The following is a 14,886-nucleotide window of genomic DNA, read 5'->3' as shown; positions in this document are numbered from 1 at the left end:
GTGTGACTCGTATTAGGTGAGCCATCCGCGCCGGGCCGCTTCCACGCCGGCGTGGAAGCGCGACTGGGCCCCCAACTCGGCCATCGCGTCGGCGAACCTGGCGCGCACGGTGCGCACAGACACGCCCAGCTGCCGCGCGATCGAGTCGTCGCACTGCCCCTGCGCGGCCAGCCGCAGCACCTGCACCATCCCGTCGCCCCGCCTGCCCCACGGCAGGGGTACGGCGCGGCTCCACAGCTCCTCGAAGAGCGAGCGGAGCACGCCGACCACGATCGGGGCCCGCACCAGATAGAAGTTGTAGGCGTGGTCGGGCAGGTTGCCGCCCCACAGCGCGGGCAGCCCGGCGGCCTCGGGTCCCGCGGTCATGAACCAGCTGGGCACCCGGTCGAGCGTGCGCACCTTGCCCCCGGTTTCGACCAGTCGTGTCAGCTGCTCGCGAACACCGGGCAGCGACAGCGTGTCGACCGGGATCACCGCGCGGACGCTCAGCAGCTGCCGCCCCTGCGCATCGATCCAGGGATCAGCAAATTTCCGGACAAAATCCGTCATGGTGCGTTCGTCCGGGATGGCGGTGAGCAGCTCCATCGGAGGCGACTGGACCGCCATGCCGACCACCGACTCGTAGAGCACGTCCGCGCCGCTGACCGCCTCGACGGGGAACGGGCCGCTCTGGTAGTCGCGGCCCGCGTCGTAGTCGCGGATCAGCCCGCGGATCGAGCCGAGCGCGCTGTCGATGCGCCTGCTCTCCTCGGCCAGCCGGTCCAGCCGCTCGGCGATGAGCCGGCCCAGCGCGGCCGCCGGATGCCTGGCCAGATACTCGCCCGACTGCTCGTCGACCACGCCCAGCCGGACGAGGGTCTCGAGCTCCGAGCTCACCTTGTCCACCGGGCCGTCCATGGCCTCCGCGAGCTCGGTGACAGTGGCCCTGTGGAGGCGGAGCACCGCCGTGTACAGGGCGGTTTGCGCCGGGGCCAGGCCCAGCGCCTCGAGCGGATCCGGCGCTGTGCGGGAGTCGTTGCGCATGTGGAGTGCTCCGTAGGGGGGACGGGCGTGTCCGCGAGAATAACCCGGCAATACGCCCGTGTCCGCGCCTTGCGCCGACTCTTCGGCCCGGTGTGCAACTTCGTGCAATTGCAAGTTTTCACATTGCGGTGTGCCGATGAGTAACGCAGGCTTAACCCAGCGTCGGCACCACCCGGCAGGTAGCGCGGCCATCAGGACGCGGAGGGGGGTTCGGTGGCGAGAACGCGCGCCCGGCCCGGTGCCGGTGGCCGGAGGATGGGGCGGATCACCGACCGCCCCATCCCCCGGCTCTTTTTGGTGCCGGGGGTACGACGGATCGTGGGGGTCATCGTCTCCCCGGCATCAGTGCGTTTTGGACGCAGGCCCTAGACTTGGCTGCAAAGCAAAACGGCAGAGGGGGCCGCAGCATGTCCAAGTTCACCGAGACAGGTCTGACCTTCGACGACGTGCTGCTGGTGCCCGCGTACTCAGACCTGCAACCAGGCGAGGCCGACACCAGTTCACGCCTGTCACGCAACATCACGCTTGCCATCCCGCTGGTCTCCGCGGCCATGGACACGGTCACCGAGGCGCGCATGGCGGTGGCGATGGCCCGCCAGGGCGGCATCGGGATCCTGCACCGCAACCTGTCCGTGGAGGAGCAGGCCCAGCAGGTCGACCTGGTCAAACGTTCCGAGGCCGGGATGGTCACCAACCCGGTCACCTGCTCGCCGGACGACACCCTGGCCGACGTGGAGCGGCTGTGCGCCACGTACCGGATCTCGGGAGTCCCGGTCACCGACTCCTCCGGCGTACTCGTCGGCATCGTGACCAACCGCGACATGCGCTTCGAGACCGACCAGACGCGTCCTGTCCGGGCGGTCATGACCGCGATGCCGCTGGTCACCGCGCCCGTGGGCGTCTCGCGTGACGAGGCGTTCGCGCTGCTGCGGGCCAACAAGATCGAGAAGCTGCCGCTGGTCGACCCGGCGGGCAAGCTGCGCGGGCTGATCACGGTCAAGGACTTCACCAAGAGCGAGCAGTACCCGCTCGCCACCAAGGACGCCGACGGCCGCTTGGTCGTCGGCGCCGCCATCGGCGTCGGCGGCGACGCCGAGGAGCGGGCCAAGGCGCTGATCGAGGCGGGCGTCGACACGATCGTCGTCGACGTGGCGCACGGCCACTCCAAGGGCCTGGCCGACATGGTCGGCAAGATCAAGGCCAACAGCCGGGTCGACGTGATCGGCGGCAACATCGCCACCAGGGCGGGAGCCCAGATGCTCGTCGAGGCGGGCGCCGACGGGGTCAAGGTCGGGGTCGGCCCCGGCTCCATCTGCACCACCCGCGTCGTGGCCGGGGTCGGCGCACCCCAGGTCACGGCCATCTACGAGGCCTCGCTCGCGTGCGGGCCCGCCGGGGTGCCGGTCATCGGCGACGGCGGCCTGCAGTACTCGGGCGACATCGTCAAGGCCATCGCCGCGGGTGCCGACACGGTCATGCTCGGCTCCCTGCTGGCCGGCTGCGAGGAGTCGCCAGGCGAGCTGATCTTCATCAACGGCAAGCAGTTCAAGTCCTACCGCGGCATGGGCTCGCTCGGCGCCGTCCGCAACCGCGAGCGTGGCGGCATGTCCTTCTCCAAGGACCGCTACGCCCAGGCGGACATCGGCGGCGACGACAAGTACATCCCCGAGGGCATCGAGGGTCAGGTGCCCTACCGCGGCCCGGCCGCAGCCGTCGCCCACCAGCTCGTCGGCGGCCTGCGCCAGGGCATGTGGTACGCGGGCTGCCGCACGATCGCGCAGATGCACACCGACTGCGAGCTCATGCCGATCACGGCGGCGGGCCTCAAGGAGAGCCATCCCCACGACATCCAGATGACCGTGGAAGCTCCCAACTATCACAGAAGGTAAGAGATGACTCAGCAGGTGGAGATCGGCCGGGGCAAGACCGGTCGCCGGGCCTACGCGCTCGACGAGATCGGCCTCGTCCCCTCCCGGCGCACCCGGGACCCAGAAGAGGTCTCGATCGCCTGGCAGATCGACGCTTACCGGTTCGAGCTGCCCGTCGTGGTGGCTCCCATGGACAGCGTCGTGTCCCCGGCCACCGCCATCGCCATCGGCCGCCTCGGCGGCCTCGCGCCACTCGACCTCGAGGGTCTGTGGACGCGGTACGAGGACCCGTCGCCGCTGCTCGAGGAGTGCGCCTCGCTCGACTCCGCCGCCGCGACCAAGCGTCTGCAGGAGATCTACGCGGCTCCGATCAAGGAGGAGCTGATCGGCCGCCGCATCGAGGAGATCCGCGCCGCGGGCGTCACGGCGGCCGTACGGCTGTCTCCGCAGCGGACCGTGCAGTACCACAAGGCGGTCATCGACGCCGGGGTCGACATCTTCGTCATCCGGGGCACCACGGTCTCCGCCGAGCACGTCTCCGGGCGGGCCGAGCCGCTCAATCTCAAGCAGTTCATCTACGAGCTCGACGTGCCCGTCATCGTCGGCGGCTGCGCCACCTACACGGCGGCGCTCCACCTGATGCGGACCGGGGCCGCCGGCGTCCTCGTCGGCTTCGGCGGGGGCGCCTCCCACACCACCCGCAACGTCCTCGGCGTCGCCGTGCCCATGGCCACCGCCATCTCCGACGTGGCCGCGGCGCGCCGCGACTACATGGACGAGTCCGGCGGCCGCTACGTCCACGTCATCGCCGACGGCGGCATGGGCACCTCGGGCGACATCGCCAAGGCCATCGCGTGCGGCGCGGACGCCGTCATGGTCGGCTCGCCCCTGGCGCGTGCCGCCGAGGCGCCCGGGCACGGCTTCCACTGGGGTTCCGAGGCCCACCACCCGGACCTGCCGCGCGGGCGCCGCGTCGAGTTCGGCACGGTCGGGACGCTGGAGCAGATCCTCCACGGTCCCTCCAGCGTGGCGGACGGCTCGATGAACCTCATGGGCGCGCTCAAGCGCACCATGGCCTCCACGGGCTACTCCGACATCAAGGAATTCCAGCGCGTCGAGGTCGTCGTCGCCCCCGTCCAGCGCTGACCCGCCGTCCAGGGAGGCCCACCGCATGGGCCTCCCCACGGTCGGACATCACCCTGGCCTGTGGTCTCCCAGCCTGGGCGACCAGCCTGCTCACTGTTGGGGTGTCTGGCTGCGCTCGATGAGGGCCAGCAATGCCTCCCGGATCTGGCGCATCACGACGGCGGTCTCCTCGGCGGCTGCGGCGATGGCCCGCCCGCTGGGGGCGACGGGGGGTTCGAGCAACTGGTTCACGGCGTCGGCGAGGACCTCGTCAGCGTCGACGCCCAAGGGGGCGGTGGCCGGGCCGGACATCGCGGTGCTGAATCCGATGAGCACCGCGTTCAGTGCGTAGGCCTGCTCGGGCAGGGGACGGTCATGACGGATCAGGCCGTGCCGGTGCAGGATGGGGATACCCGTCTCACACACGGCGCTGGGCGTGACGCGGGCGAACAGCTCGCGGTCGCCGGCCTGCTGGGTGAGGAGCCGTAGCAGGCCGGGGTCGCCGCTCTGCAGGCGCCGTGCGAGGGGCAGATTCAGCCCGGTACGGATCAGCAGCGGGGCCAGGCGGCGCGGCAGCACGGTGGCGGGGTCGGCGGTGATGCGGGCGAGGATCTCATCCAGGAAGGTCACCAGTTCGCGGGCGAACAGCCCGAGGATGAGGTCCTCCTTGGCGGACCAGTACAGGTAGACGGTGCCCTTGCCGACGCCCGCGCACTGGGCGATCTCGCTGACGGTGACCTTGCGCACGCCGTGGTCGAGCACCAGTTCACGTGCGCTGTCCAGGATGCGGGCGGCTTTGCGCGAGCGGTGCTCGATCAGCGGGCTCACCTGGGCTGTCCTGTTCTTTCGCACTGGACCCGGGTCACACGGCGGCGACGTCGAGCTGTTTGTGCATCATGTCGGCACCGTTCATCATCTTGCCCATGGTCGGCCCGATGACCGGCGCGCGCATGAGGCGCAGCATCGCGGTGCGCATGATCTTCTCCCTGCGGTCGTGAGGTGTGAAGATCCTGCGCATGATCAGTGCGGAGTCTTGTTCGGTGTGGATGAACGGCCGCATCCGGGCCTCCCACGCCCGCAGCGCGCCGGGCAGGTCGCCGGGGTGGCGTTGCAGCATGGTGCCCAGCAGTTCGCCTCCGGCGATGCCGCTGGAGGCGCCCATGCCCGCGTACAAGGTCACGCACCAGGCGGCGTCGCCGACCAGGACGACCCTGCCCCGATGCCAGTGCGGCATCTTGACCTGGTGCACGGAGTCGAACAGAAACTCCGGGCTCTGCTCGAATCGCGTGAACAAGCTCTCCAGCAAGGGTCCTGCGGGCTGCGGTCCGAAGGCGGCGCGGATCGACTCCATCGGAGGGCGGGCGAACTCGGCGTCGATGTCGCCGGTGCGGTAGGAGAACAGCAGACTCGGCGGGTGGTTGTGGAAGGGGAAGGTCCACGCCGAGCGTCCCGGCTCGGCCAGGATCAGGCCATCGTGCAGGCCGAAGCCCTCGATCGGCGCGTCGAGCACGGTGGCGGCGATCATGTAGTTCAGCGGGTGCAGGTACTCCTGCGGGCCGAAGACCAGCTTGCGTACGGTGGAGCGTAGACCGTCGGCGCCCACCACCAGATCGAAGCGCTCGGTGACGATGGCGCCCGAGGCGGTGTCGTGCAGGGTGACCTCGGCGGCGGAGTCGTCCTGGGTGATGCGCGTGGGCACGGTGGAGTAGCGGATCTCCACATCGTCCGGCAGCGCGGAGAACAGCCCCTGCTCCACGTCGCCGCGCAGCAGTTGCCGGGGTTTGCCTGGCAGGTTCCCCGGGTGCATCCCCGGGGTACGGCGTCCGGCCCGGTTCACCTCGTAGGAGGTGAGCAGGGGGCTGCTGCGGTCTCCGATGGCATCAAGCACGCCCAGGCGCCGGGCGGAGGCGACGCCGGTGCCGAACAGCATGACGAAGTATCCCCCCGAGCGGCGCGCGGGCGCCCGCTCGACCAGCACCGGCTCCCAGCCCACCTGCCGTAGCCGTATCGCGGTGGCGATCCCCGTGATCCCGAGCCCGACCACCAGCGCACGGCGGCCACCGCTTGCGTCTCGCATGACGACTCCCTTTCGTCCTGTCCCTACAAACCTGTCGATCGAACTGACCAAATCGGTCGATTAGTCCCTGCCGATGGCCGCCCCCGCCGAGGTTCAACGGCGCGGGCGGGGGCGGTCGGCGGGTCAGGCCGCTGGGGTCGCGGGGGTGGGGCCGTGGGCCTCCACTGCGAGGTCCTGCCAGTCGGCCCAGGTCTTGAGCCGGTCGGCGTAGACCTGCTGGACGATCTGGTTGCCCTGGGTGCCGAAGAAGACCCGCAGGGGCGGGTCGTCGGAGTCGGCGAGCTTGAGGAGTGCCCGCCCCGCGGCGGCCGGGTCGCCGACGTCGAGCGTCTTCGCGAACTCGGCGAAGCTCTCGCGGAAACCGTCGTAGCGCGGGTCGGCCTCGGCGTTCACGGCGCCGGCGGCCGCCTCGGTGGCGTAGAGGCTGGGCTCCACCAGGGTCACCTTGATGCCGAAGCCGGCGACCTCCTGGGCGAGGGATTCGCTCAGGCCTTCCAGAGCCCACTTGGAGGCGTGGTATCCGCCGCCGAGCGGCATCGCGAAGAGACCGCCGCTGGAGGAGATCTGGATGATGTGCCCGCCGCCCTGCTCGCGCAGGTGGGGCAGCGCGGCCTGGACGACCCACAGCGGGCCGAACAGGTTGGTTTCCAGCTGGTCGCGCAGTTCCTGCTCGGACAGCTCCTCGACGGCGCCGAACAGGCCGTAGCCCGCGTTGTTCACGATGACGTCGAGGCGGCCGAAGTGCTCCTTGGCCCGCCGTACGCTCTCGAAAACAGCGGACTTGTCGGTCACGTCCAGCGCAAGGGGAAGCACCGCGTCGCCGTAGGCGGCGACCAGCTCGTCAAGGGGCTTGCGGGCGGTCGCGGCCACCTTGTCGCCGCGTGACAGGGCGGCCTCGACGAAGCTGCGGCCGAGACCGCGGGACGAACCGGTGACGAACCAGACCTTGCTCATATGTCTATCCGTTTCTACTGAGGCTGGATGTTGTAGTTGTGGGCGAACAGGTTGCCGGGGTCGTACTGGCGCTTGACCGCCGTGAGGCGCTCATAGGTCGCCGTCGGATAGATCGCGGCGACGTCCTCTTCGGTGGCGGAGGAGAGGAAGTTCGCGTAGGCGCCGTTGACGTGAGGGGCGAGTCTTCCCCAGACCGCCTCCAGGGCGGGCAGGGCGGCCTCGATGACCGGACCCGGGCCCGCGATGCTGGTCACGATCATCAGCTCCGCCTGGCGATGCGCGTAGGCGGTGGCGTCGTCGGGGATCCGGGACACCGCGCCGCCGACGCTGCGTACGGCGATGAGCGGCGAGCGTTCCGATGCCCCGACCTCGGCGAGGATCCGGAGGGCCGCGGCCGCCGACTCCTTGTCGGCGAACCCGCTCCGGGTGACGAGCTGGATGCCGGGAGGCGGGGTCATACCGTCCACGAGCGTGTCGGCATAGGGCTTCAGCGCGACATCGTCGTCGATCACCGTGCCGAGCCGGCGGATCGGGCCGATCGCCTGGGCCGCGAGCTCCGGGTCATCGCCGTCGAAGGTGACGTAGATCTCGACCGGCGCCTCGGGTCCGCCGGCGAAGGGGTTGGCGAAGTTCGCGATGGAGGTGAGCTCTTCGGGGGCGGTGCGGAGGTAGTCCGCCCAGCCCTGGAGCACGGTGGCCGCCTCAGGTGCCGGGAAGGCGATCTTGCCGTAGAAGACGTCCGTCGTGGGGTGTGCCGCGAACTCGAAGGCGGTCACGATCCCGAAATTGCCGCCGCCACCGCGAAGCGCCCAGAACAGCTCCGCGTTCTCCTCGGCGCTCGCCCGCACGACCTCTCCGCCGGCCGTGACCACCTCTGTGGCGACCACGTTGTCCATGGCCAGGCCGTACTTCCTGACCTTCCAGCCGATGCCGCCGGCCAACGTCAGCCCACCGACACCGACGCTCCTGGTGTCGCCCGAGGAGATCGCCAGGCCATGCGGGGCCAGGGCGGCCGCGACCTGACCCCAGGTGGCGCCGCCGCCGATCCGCACGAGGTGGCGCTCCTTGTCGATGATCTCCACGGTGGCGAGCCTGCCGAGGTCGATCACGATGCCGCCGTCGTTGGTGCCGAAGCCGGGAAAGCCGTGGCCGCCGCCTCGCACGGACAGCACAAGCGCTGCATCGGCGGCGAATCTCAGACCCGCCTGCACGTCCTCGACGCTCTTGGGCCGCAGGACATAGGCCGGAGTGCCCGTGGTCAGTACCGAGCGACTGGCCGATTCGTACTCCGCTGCGCCCGGTTCGATGATGTCGCCGCCGAAGTCACGGCGAAGGGTTTCAAGCGCTGAACTCATGACCTTCCTTTCGTTATGCGAACTGGCCGGGCTGGTAGTCGCCACCGGGCAGCCGGGGGATGACGCCCAGGCGGTTGGCTGAACGAACACAAGATGCCGACCACCCGGTTCTTGTGACAGCGAGGTCTGGTGACGTGCGCCACACTCAGGTGGCCGCATCGGGTACGGCGCCGCCCCGGCGTCACGTGATTTCGCACTCGGCACGGCGGACGGGCTACCGTCCGATGTCACAAAACCGCAGGCCGCGACGTCTGGTGGGTGAGACTGTCGAGAGCGAACAGGAGCCAACCATGGCCGGCACGTCGCAGAGCGCGCCCGAGGATCGCGGCGGGGACATGAGCCCGGACTCCCCGACTGAGGCGTTCCTCACCCACCGCAACCTGCTGTTCACCGTCGCCTACGAGATGCTCGGCTCGGCCGCCGACGCCGAGGACGTCCTGCAGGAGACGTGGCTGCGGTGGGCGGGAGTCGATCTCGAGACCGTGCGGGACCAGCGCGCGTACCTGGTCCGGATCACCACCCGGCAGGCGCTGGGCCGGTTGCGCACGCTCGGCCGGCGCAAGGAGTCCTACATCGGCCCCTGGCTGCCCGAGCCGCTGCTGACCGCGCCCGACGTGGCCGAGGACGTCGAGCTGGCCGACAGCGTCTCGATGGCGATGCTGCTGGTACTGGAGACGCTCACACCGACCGAGCGGGCGGTGTTCGTGCTGCGCGAGGTGTTCGACCTGGACTACGACGAGATCGCCGAAGCCGTGGACAAGAGCCCGGCCGCGGTCCGCCAGATCGCCCACCGGGCGCGGGCACACGTCGCCGCACGCCGGCCGCGCGAGGTCGTCTCCCCGGCCGAGACCCGGGACGCGCTCCAGGCGTTCCAACGGGCGATCGAAACGGGCGACCTGCAGAACCTGCTCGACATCCTCGCGCCGGACGTCGTCCTGCTGACTGACGGTGGCGGAATCAAGCAGGCGGCGCTGGCGCCCGTCGTGGGGGCCGACCTGGTGGCCCAGGTACTGAGCAGGGTCGAGGCCGTGGCGTCGCTGCAGCCGGCACAGGTCAACGGCTACCCGGCGCTGATCGCCCGGCTCGACGGCGAGATCGACACCGTCCTGGCGGTGCGCATCGCCGACGGTCTCATCGCCGGGCTCTACGCCGTGCGCAATCCCGAGAAGCTGTCGTACATAGAGCGGGAGACCGCCCTGCACCGCTGAGCCCGCCAACGCACCCGAGCTACTTTCTGGCCGCATGTCACAGATGTCCGGGCTGTCTCGTCTCGGGTTCCGAAAGCAGGTTCTGGGATCGGGAAGGTGATGGTCATGCGGGTGTTCGTGGCTGGTGGGACCGGGGTTTTGGGACGGCGGCTGGTGCCGCAGCTGGTGGCCCGGGGTCACCAGGTGACGGCCACGACGACGAGCTCGGCCAAGTTGGGATTGGTGGAGCAGCTGGGCGCCGAGGCGGTCGTGATGGACGGGCTGGATGCGATGTCGGTCGGTGAGGCGGTGGCCAAGGCCCGGCCGGAGGTGATCGTGCACCAGATGACCGCGATTTCCGTGGCGCATGCCGGCAAGCCCGACATGAAGCACATGGATCAGTGGTTCGCCGGCACCAACCGGCTGCGCACCGAGGGGACGGACCACCTGCTGGCCGCCGCGGAGGCGACCGGCGTGACCAACTTCGTCGCGCAGGGCTACGGCGCTTGGAACGGCATCCGTGAGGGCGGCTGGGTGAAGACCGAGCAGGACCCGGTGGACCCGATGACGGGGACGCCGGCGGAGCCTGGGATGACGGCTGTCGGCCACGTCGAGGACGTGGTCGTCAGGGCCGGCGGCGCGGTCCTGCGGTACGGCTGGTTCTATGGGCCGGGCGCCAACGACGACCTGGTCGAGCCCGTGCGCAAGCGGCAGTTCCCGGTGGTCGGGGGCGGCGCAGGCTACTGCTCCTGGGTGCATCTGGACGACGCGGCGAGCGCTACGGTCCTGGCTGTGGAGCAGCGGGCGAGGGGTGTGTTCAACATCGTCGACGACGAACCGGCCCCGGCCGACCAGTGGCTGCCCTACCTGGCCGCGTGCGCGGGAGCGAAGCGGCCGATGCGGGTCCCCGCCTGGCTGGCCCGGCCGCTGGCCGGGGACGTGGCGGTGATGATGATGACCGAGGGGCGCGGTTTCTCCAACGCCAAGGCCAAGCGGGAGCTCGGCTGGGAGCTGCGCTACCCGTCGTGGCGGCAGGGCTTCAAGGAGGAGCTGGCATGACCCGCGCCGAGGAGTTCGAGGACCTGCGGCCGCTGCTGTTCTCGATCGCCTACCGGATCCTCGCCAGCGTGAGCGAGGCCGAGGACGCGGTCCAGGAGACCTGGCTGCGCTACCAGGCCACCCCGACCCAGCCCGCCTCGGCGAAGGCATTCCTCTCGGCCGTGGTCACCCGGATCTCCATCGACGTGCTGCGCTCGGCCCGCGTCCGGCGCGAGGAGTACGTCGGGCCGTGGTTCCCCGAGCCGCTGATGACCGACCCCTACCAGGACCCGGAGCGGTCGGCGGAGCTGGCCGACTCGCTGTCGATGACGGCCCTGCTCCTGCTCGAACGACTCAGCCCGCTCGAACGCGCGGTCTTCGTGCTGCGCGAGGTGTTCGGGTTCGAATTCGGCGAGGTCGCGACGGCGGTGGGGCGTTCACAGGCGGCGTGCCGCCAGCTCGCGGCGCGGGCGCGCCGCCACATGGACGAGGGCAGGCCCCGGTTCGAGGCCGACCGCAAAGAGCGCGAGGAACTCGCCGGGCGATTCTTCGACGCCTTCAGGGAAGGCGACGTCGGCGGGCTGCTGGACCTGCTCGCCACCGACGTTCACCTGGTCAGCGACAGCGGTGGCAAGGCCCCGCAATGGGGCAGGGGCGTCTTCGGCGCCCAGAACGTGGCCCGGGCGCTCGCCGCCCTCGTCTCGCCGTTCGCCCAGATCGGCGGCGTGGTGGAGCCGCACGAGGTGAACGGCCAACCGGGCGCGATCTTCCGCGACCGGGACGGCAAGGTCCTCAACACCTGGACGCTAGACATCCTCGACGGACAGATCCAGACGATCCGCACGGTGCTCAACCCCGACAAGCTCGAGCACGTGGGCCCGGTGGCCGATGCCTGGGCGGTCGTCCGCGAGGCGCAGCAGGCCCGCCGCTCCACGAACTGACCACCGGCGCTCCCTGACCTGGTGTCCTGAAGCTCCCGCGCGGCTCAGCACTGGCGGCCGCCGCGGCCACAGCCCGCTTACTCGAGGCATGCCGACCTTCTGCAGGCCGCCCACGGCCGTACCCATCGACAGCCGGATTCCTCGTCGTGGGCCGAACAAGGCCCACGCGTCGATGACCGGCGGAAGAAGAAGAAAAAGAAGGAGATCTCAACCGTGATCCTGGTAACCGGTGGCACCGGAAACGTCGGCGCCAACATCGTCCGCGAACTGCTCGATGCGGGCGAGAAGGTTCGCGTCATGACCCGCAACCCCACCGACCATTCCCTTCCGGACGGAGTCGAGGTCGTGCCCGGCGACCTGACCCGGCCGGAAACCCTGCCGGCGGCGCTGTCCGGCGTCGACCGGGCCTTCCTGTTCCCCGTCTTCAACGGCGTCGACGGATTCCTCGAAGCGGCGCGGGAAGCCGAGCTGCGGCATGTCGTGCTGCTGTCCTCATCGACCGTCACGTTCGCCACGCCTGGGTGGATCGGCGAACAGCATCTGCTGCTGGAACAGGCCGTCGAAGCGTCCGGGTTGCCGTGGACCTTCGTACGGCCCGACTGGTTCATGACCAACGACCTGGTCTGGGCACCCCAGATCGTCAACGGCGGGGTCGTCCGCGGGGTGCACGGCAATGCCGCACTGGCTCCGGTCGACCCGCGCGACATCGCCGCGGTCGCCGCACGCGCCCTTCTCGATCGGCGTGTCGGCGAGGCATACGTCCTTACCGGACCCGAGTCGCTGACCCAGATCGACCGCGTGCGGATCATCGCGGAGACGATCGGGCGGCCGCTACGGTTCGAGGAGCAGCCCCGAGACCAATTCCGGCAGCAGATGCTGCACCACGGAATGCCCGCGCCGGCGATCGACGAGCTCATCGAGGGGCTCGCCGCGAGGGACGGCAAGCCCGAGCAGCCAGTCCCGACGGTCCAGGAAGTCACCGGGCGGCCGGCCTTCACCTACGCACAATGGGTCGCCCAGCGCGCGGCCGACTTCGGCTCGCCCCCCGCCTGACGGCGCCCGCCCCGGATGCGCGCCTCTGGGCCCATCCGGGGCCCGCCGGGGTATACGTCGTATACCGACAGGTGTACGGTGTATACATGGGCACTGCGGAGAAGATCACGGATGCCGCGCAGGAGATCCTCGTACGCGAGGGCGTCGAAGCCGTGAGCATGCGCCGGGTCGCCGAGGTCGTCGGCGTCACCGCGATGGCCATCTACAAGCACTACCCCAGCCGCCAGGCGCTGCTCCGAGCCGTGGCCGACCGGGCGTTCCAGGACCTGGCCGAGAGGTGGGGGACACGGACGCCGGGTGGCGACTGGGAGAGCAGGGCGCTGGGGTTGATGCAGGACTTCCTGGACTTCGCCCTGGGGAGCCCGCATCTGTACACGTTCCTGATGACTGATCGGCGGGAGCTGGCCAGGCGGTTCCCCGAGGACTTCGAGGGGGGCGGGTCCCCGGCCTTCGCGCCGGTGGTGGCGCTCATCGAGGAGGGGATGGCGGCCGGGCTGCTGCGCGAGGACCAGCCGCTGGAGGTGGCGCTGGTGCTGAGCTCGTCCACCCAGGGCCTGGTCCAGCTGTATCTCGGCGGGCGCATCGGGCTGGACGAGGCCGGGTTCAGGCAGCTGTGCGAGCGGAACGCGAGGAGGCTCCTCGATGGCATCCGCGCTTAGGAAGACACTGATCGTCGTCGTGGTCGTCCTGGTGGGCGCGGTGGGATACGGCGCCTGGTTCGGCAGCGACCAGGGCATCAAGGTCGAGCACTACGGAGGTGGGAACACCTCGGTGCTCGCCGTACAGAACGACCTGGTCACGCTGACCGAGACGGCGGAGACGGGCAAGCCGGGCATTTACTGGCTGGAGTGGACGGGCTCGTTCGCGATGCTGGGCGACGTCGTGGCGCGGGCGCCCGGGCGCATCACGAGGAAGGTGCTGCGGGGGCTCGCGCCGTCCGTCGGTACGCCGGGGTGGTTCGGGAACGTGCCGCCGGGGGACCCGAAGGTCGCCTGGGGGATCGGCTACTCCGAGATCATGGTGCCCACCGAGCTGGGGCCCGCCCCCGCCTGGTACGTGCCGGGGCGCGGCTCCACCTGGGTGGTGGCGGTGCACGGGCAGAACGGGCGGCGCAAGGCGGAGCTGAAGGTGCTCCCGGTGGTGCACGAGCTCGGCCTGCCGTACCTGGACATCAGCTACCGCAACGACGAGGGCGCGCCCGCCTCGCCGGACGGGCTGCTGCACCTGGGCGACTCGGAGTGGCGGGACCTGGAGGCGGCGATCCGCAAGGCCCAGGGCATGGGGGCCAAACGGTTCATCCTGTACGGGACGTCGATGGGCGGGCAGATCATCGGGCAGTTCCTGGCCAGGTCGGGACTGGCGAACCAGGTGGACCGGGTGGTGCTGGACGCGCCCATGATCGACGTGCGGATGACCGCCGAGCAGGGGACCAGGAACCTCCACCTGCCGGGCCTCTTCGCGGCGCTGTCGAGCCAGGTCATCAGGTGGCGTACCGGGGTCGACGTGGACGGGCTCAGCCTGATCCGCCACCCGCCCGCGGCCAGGCCGCCGATGCTGCTGATCCACACCCTCCCCGACGACCAGCACCCGATCGAGGAGGCCCGCGGCCTGGTCGCCGCGGGCAGGCGGCTGAACTGGGACATCACCTTCGAGGAGTTCGCCCAGGGCGGGCACACCGAGGCGTGGAACGTCGATCGCGCCCGCTACGACCGGGCCGTGCGCGCCTTCCTCACTTCAGATCGATCTGGTAGCGGATGAAGCCGCGGTAGGAGGCGACCTTGTCGTACAGGGTCCGGGCGGTCGTGTTGGTCTCGTGGGTGTTCCAGTAGACGCGGTCGCAGCCGCGCTCGCGGGCCCAGTCCGTCACCGCGGCGATCAGCGCGCGGCCGACACCCTTGCCGCGCGCGGCCTGCGCGGTGAACAGGTCCTGCAGGTAGCAGACGTCAGTGTCGGGCTTGGAGGTGCTGGCGTGTGTGAGGAAGTGGGTGATGCCGACCAGGTCGCCGTCCACCCTGGCGCCCAGGGCGTGCAGCCGGGTGTCGGCCTGGAACTCCTCCCAGGCGCGCTGGTACATCTCATCCGGTTCCACGCGCTGGTAGAAGTCGATGTATCCACGGAAGAGCGCTTCCCAGACGGGCCGGTCCGCGGGCTGGAGCTTGCCGATCTCGATCACGCGATCCACCGTAGAAGCGGTCGCGGCACACCGACACGGCCACTTCGGGGCGATATCCGGCGACCACCCCGGGCGGGGCTAGGCTCGCGAAA

Annotated in this window: 14 protein-coding genes; 8 read left to right on the top strand and 6 right to left on the bottom strand. The window is 70.2% G+C overall.

Features of this window, described 5'->3' with window-relative positions; all coding sequences use genetic code 11:
• Nucleotides 1-12: 12 nt before the first annotated feature.
• The gene (locus ACIBHX_RS09660) at nucleotides 13-1,023 is read right to left on the bottom strand and encodes a helix-turn-helix domain-containing protein (protein WP_397065931.1); all 1,011 of its coding nucleotides are present in this window, start codon (nucleotides 1,021-1,023) and stop codon (nucleotides 13-15) included.
• Between the two features lie 407 nt (nucleotides 1,024-1,430).
• Between ACIBHX_RS09660 and guaB the strand changes: the two genes are divergently transcribed.
• Together guaB and ACIBHX_RS09650 are read left to right on the top strand one after the other, a co-directional pair.
• Nucleotides 1,431-2,912 carry an IMP dehydrogenase gene (gene guaB / locus ACIBHX_RS09655; protein ID WP_397065930.1) on the top strand — a complete coding sequence of 494 codons (1,482 nt, stop codon included), beginning with the start codon at nucleotides 1,431-1,433 and terminating at the stop codon, nucleotides 2,910-2,912.
• A 3-nt stretch (nucleotides 2,913-2,915) separates the two neighbouring features.
• Nucleotides 2,916-4,037, top strand: coding sequence for a GuaB3 family IMP dehydrogenase-related protein (locus ACIBHX_RS09650; RefSeq protein ID WP_397065928.1), 1,122 nt, complete (start codon nucleotides 2,916-2,918; stop codon nucleotides 4,035-4,037).
• Nucleotides 4,038-4,127: 90 nt separating this feature from the next.
• Here ACIBHX_RS09650 and ACIBHX_RS09645 read toward each other — a convergent pair whose 3' ends face one another.
• The 4 genes from ACIBHX_RS09645 to ACIBHX_RS09630 form a co-directional block, all read right to left on the bottom strand.
• Nucleotides 4,128-4,844, bottom strand: a complete 717-nt coding sequence (locus ACIBHX_RS09645; RefSeq protein WP_397065927.1) for a TetR/AcrR family transcriptional regulator — start codon at nucleotides 4,842-4,844, stop codon at nucleotides 4,128-4,130.
• 34 nt (nucleotides 4,845-4,878) lie between these two features.
• The gene (locus tag ACIBHX_RS09640) at nucleotides 4,879-6,093 is read right to left on the bottom strand and encodes an FAD-dependent monooxygenase (RefSeq protein WP_397065925.1); all 1,215 of its coding nucleotides are present in this window, start codon (nucleotides 6,091-6,093) and stop codon (nucleotides 4,879-4,881) included.
• 123 nt (nucleotides 6,094-6,216) lie between these two features.
• Entirely contained in the window at nucleotides 6,217-7,047 is an 831-nt protein-coding gene (locus tag ACIBHX_RS09635) for an SDR family NAD(P)-dependent oxidoreductase (protein WP_397065923.1), read from the bottom strand.
• A 14-nt stretch (nucleotides 7,048-7,061) separates the two neighbouring features.
• The gene (locus ACIBHX_RS09630; RefSeq protein ID WP_397065922.1) at nucleotides 7,062-8,402 is read right to left on the bottom strand and encodes an FAD-binding oxidoreductase; all 1,341 of its coding nucleotides are present in this window, start codon (nucleotides 8,400-8,402) and stop codon (nucleotides 7,062-7,064) included.
• Nucleotides 8,403-8,692: 290 nt separating this feature from the next.
• On the opposite strand from ACIBHX_RS09630, the gene ACIBHX_RS09625 reads away from it, so the two are divergent.
• The 6 genes from ACIBHX_RS09625 to ACIBHX_RS09600 all read left to right on the top strand — a co-directional run bounded on the left by ACIBHX_RS09625 (nucleotide 8,693) and on the right by ACIBHX_RS09600 (nucleotide 14,379).
• Nucleotides 8,693-9,610, top strand: coding sequence for an RNA polymerase sigma-70 factor (locus ACIBHX_RS09625; protein ID WP_397065921.1), 918 nt, complete (start codon nucleotides 8,693-8,695; stop codon nucleotides 9,608-9,610).
• Nucleotides 9,611-9,715: 105 nt separating this feature from the next.
• On the top strand, nucleotides 9,716-10,648 hold the full coding sequence (locus ACIBHX_RS09620) for an NAD-dependent epimerase/dehydratase family protein (RefSeq protein WP_397065919.1): 933 nt from the start codon (nucleotides 9,716-9,718) through the stop codon (nucleotides 10,646-10,648).
• Complete coding sequence (locus ACIBHX_RS09615) at nucleotides 10,645-11,568, top strand: RNA polymerase sigma-70 factor (RefSeq protein WP_397065917.1); 924 nt, start codon at nucleotides 10,645-10,647, stop codon at nucleotides 11,566-11,568. The genes ACIBHX_RS09620 and ACIBHX_RS09615 overlap by 4 nt, the downstream gene beginning before the upstream one ends.
• A 213-nt stretch (nucleotides 11,569-11,781) precedes the next feature.
• Nucleotides 11,782-12,621 carry an NAD(P)H-binding protein gene (locus ACIBHX_RS09610; RefSeq protein WP_397065915.1) on the top strand — a complete coding sequence of 280 codons (840 nt, stop codon included), beginning with the start codon at nucleotides 11,782-11,784 and terminating at the stop codon, nucleotides 12,619-12,621.
• Between the two features lie 86 nt (nucleotides 12,622-12,707).
• Nucleotides 12,708-13,280, top strand: a complete 573-nt coding sequence (locus tag ACIBHX_RS09605) for a TetR/AcrR family transcriptional regulator (protein WP_397065913.1) — start codon at nucleotides 12,708-12,710, stop codon at nucleotides 13,278-13,280.
• Nucleotides 13,264-14,379, top strand: a complete 1,116-nt coding sequence (locus ACIBHX_RS09600; protein WP_397065911.1) for an alpha/beta hydrolase family protein — start codon at nucleotides 13,264-13,266, stop codon at nucleotides 14,377-14,379. Before ACIBHX_RS09605 ends, ACIBHX_RS09600 begins: the two co-directional genes overlap by 17 nt.
• On the opposite strand, the gene ACIBHX_RS09595 is transcribed toward ACIBHX_RS09600, so the two are convergent.
• Nucleotides 14,351-14,794 carry a GNAT family N-acetyltransferase gene (locus ACIBHX_RS09595; protein WP_397065909.1) on the bottom strand — a complete coding sequence of 148 codons (444 nt, stop codon included), beginning with the start codon at nucleotides 14,792-14,794 and terminating at the stop codon, nucleotides 14,351-14,353. The two genes, ACIBHX_RS09600 and ACIBHX_RS09595, sit on opposite strands and share 29 nt — an antisense overlap.
• Nucleotides 14,795-14,886 lie beyond the last annotated feature (92 nt).

The organism is Nonomuraea sp. NPDC050536 (assembly GCF_044457685.1).
Lineage (GTDB): Bacteria > Actinomycetota > Actinomycetes > Streptosporangiales > Streptosporangiaceae > Nonomuraea.
This window is presented reverse-complemented; position numbering and strand designations above follow the sequence as displayed.

Coding starts and splice junctions, on each gene's coding strand:
- ACIBHX_RS09660 (WP_397065931.1), bottom strand. CDS start 1,023: ATGCGCAACGACTCCCGCACAGCGCCGGATCCGCTCGAGGCGCTGGGC.
- guaB (WP_397065930.1), top strand. CDS start 1,431: ATGTCCAAGTTCACCGAGACAGGTCTGACCTTCGACGACGTGCTGCTG.
- ACIBHX_RS09650 (WP_397065928.1), top strand. CDS start 2,916: ATGACTCAGCAGGTGGAGATCGGCCGGGGCAAGACCGGTCGCCGGGCC.
- ACIBHX_RS09640 (WP_397065925.1), bottom strand. CDS start 6,093: ATGCGAGACGCAAGCGGTGGCCGCCGTGCGCTGGTGGTCGGGCTCGGG.
- ACIBHX_RS09635 (WP_397065923.1), bottom strand. CDS start 7,047: ATGAGCAAGGTCTGGTTCGTCACCGGTTCGTCCCGCGGTCTCGGCCGC.
- ACIBHX_RS09630 (WP_397065922.1), bottom strand. CDS start 8,402: ATGAGTTCAGCGCTTGAAACCCTTCGCCGTGACTTCGGCGGCGACATC.
- ACIBHX_RS09625 (WP_397065921.1), top strand. CDS start 8,693: ATGGCCGGCACGTCGCAGAGCGCGCCCGAGGATCGCGGCGGGGACATG.
- ACIBHX_RS09620 (WP_397065919.1), top strand. CDS start 9,716: ATGCGGGTGTTCGTGGCTGGTGGGACCGGGGTTTTGGGACGGCGGCTG.
- ACIBHX_RS09615 (WP_397065917.1), top strand. CDS start 10,645: ATGACCCGCGCCGAGGAGTTCGAGGACCTGCGGCCGCTGCTGTTCTCG.
- ACIBHX_RS09605 (WP_397065913.1), top strand. CDS start 12,708: ATGGGCACTGCGGAGAAGATCACGGATGCCGCGCAGGAGATCCTCGTA.
- ACIBHX_RS09600 (WP_397065911.1), top strand. CDS start 13,264: ATGGCATCCGCGCTTAGGAAGACACTGATCGTCGTCGTGGTCGTCCTG.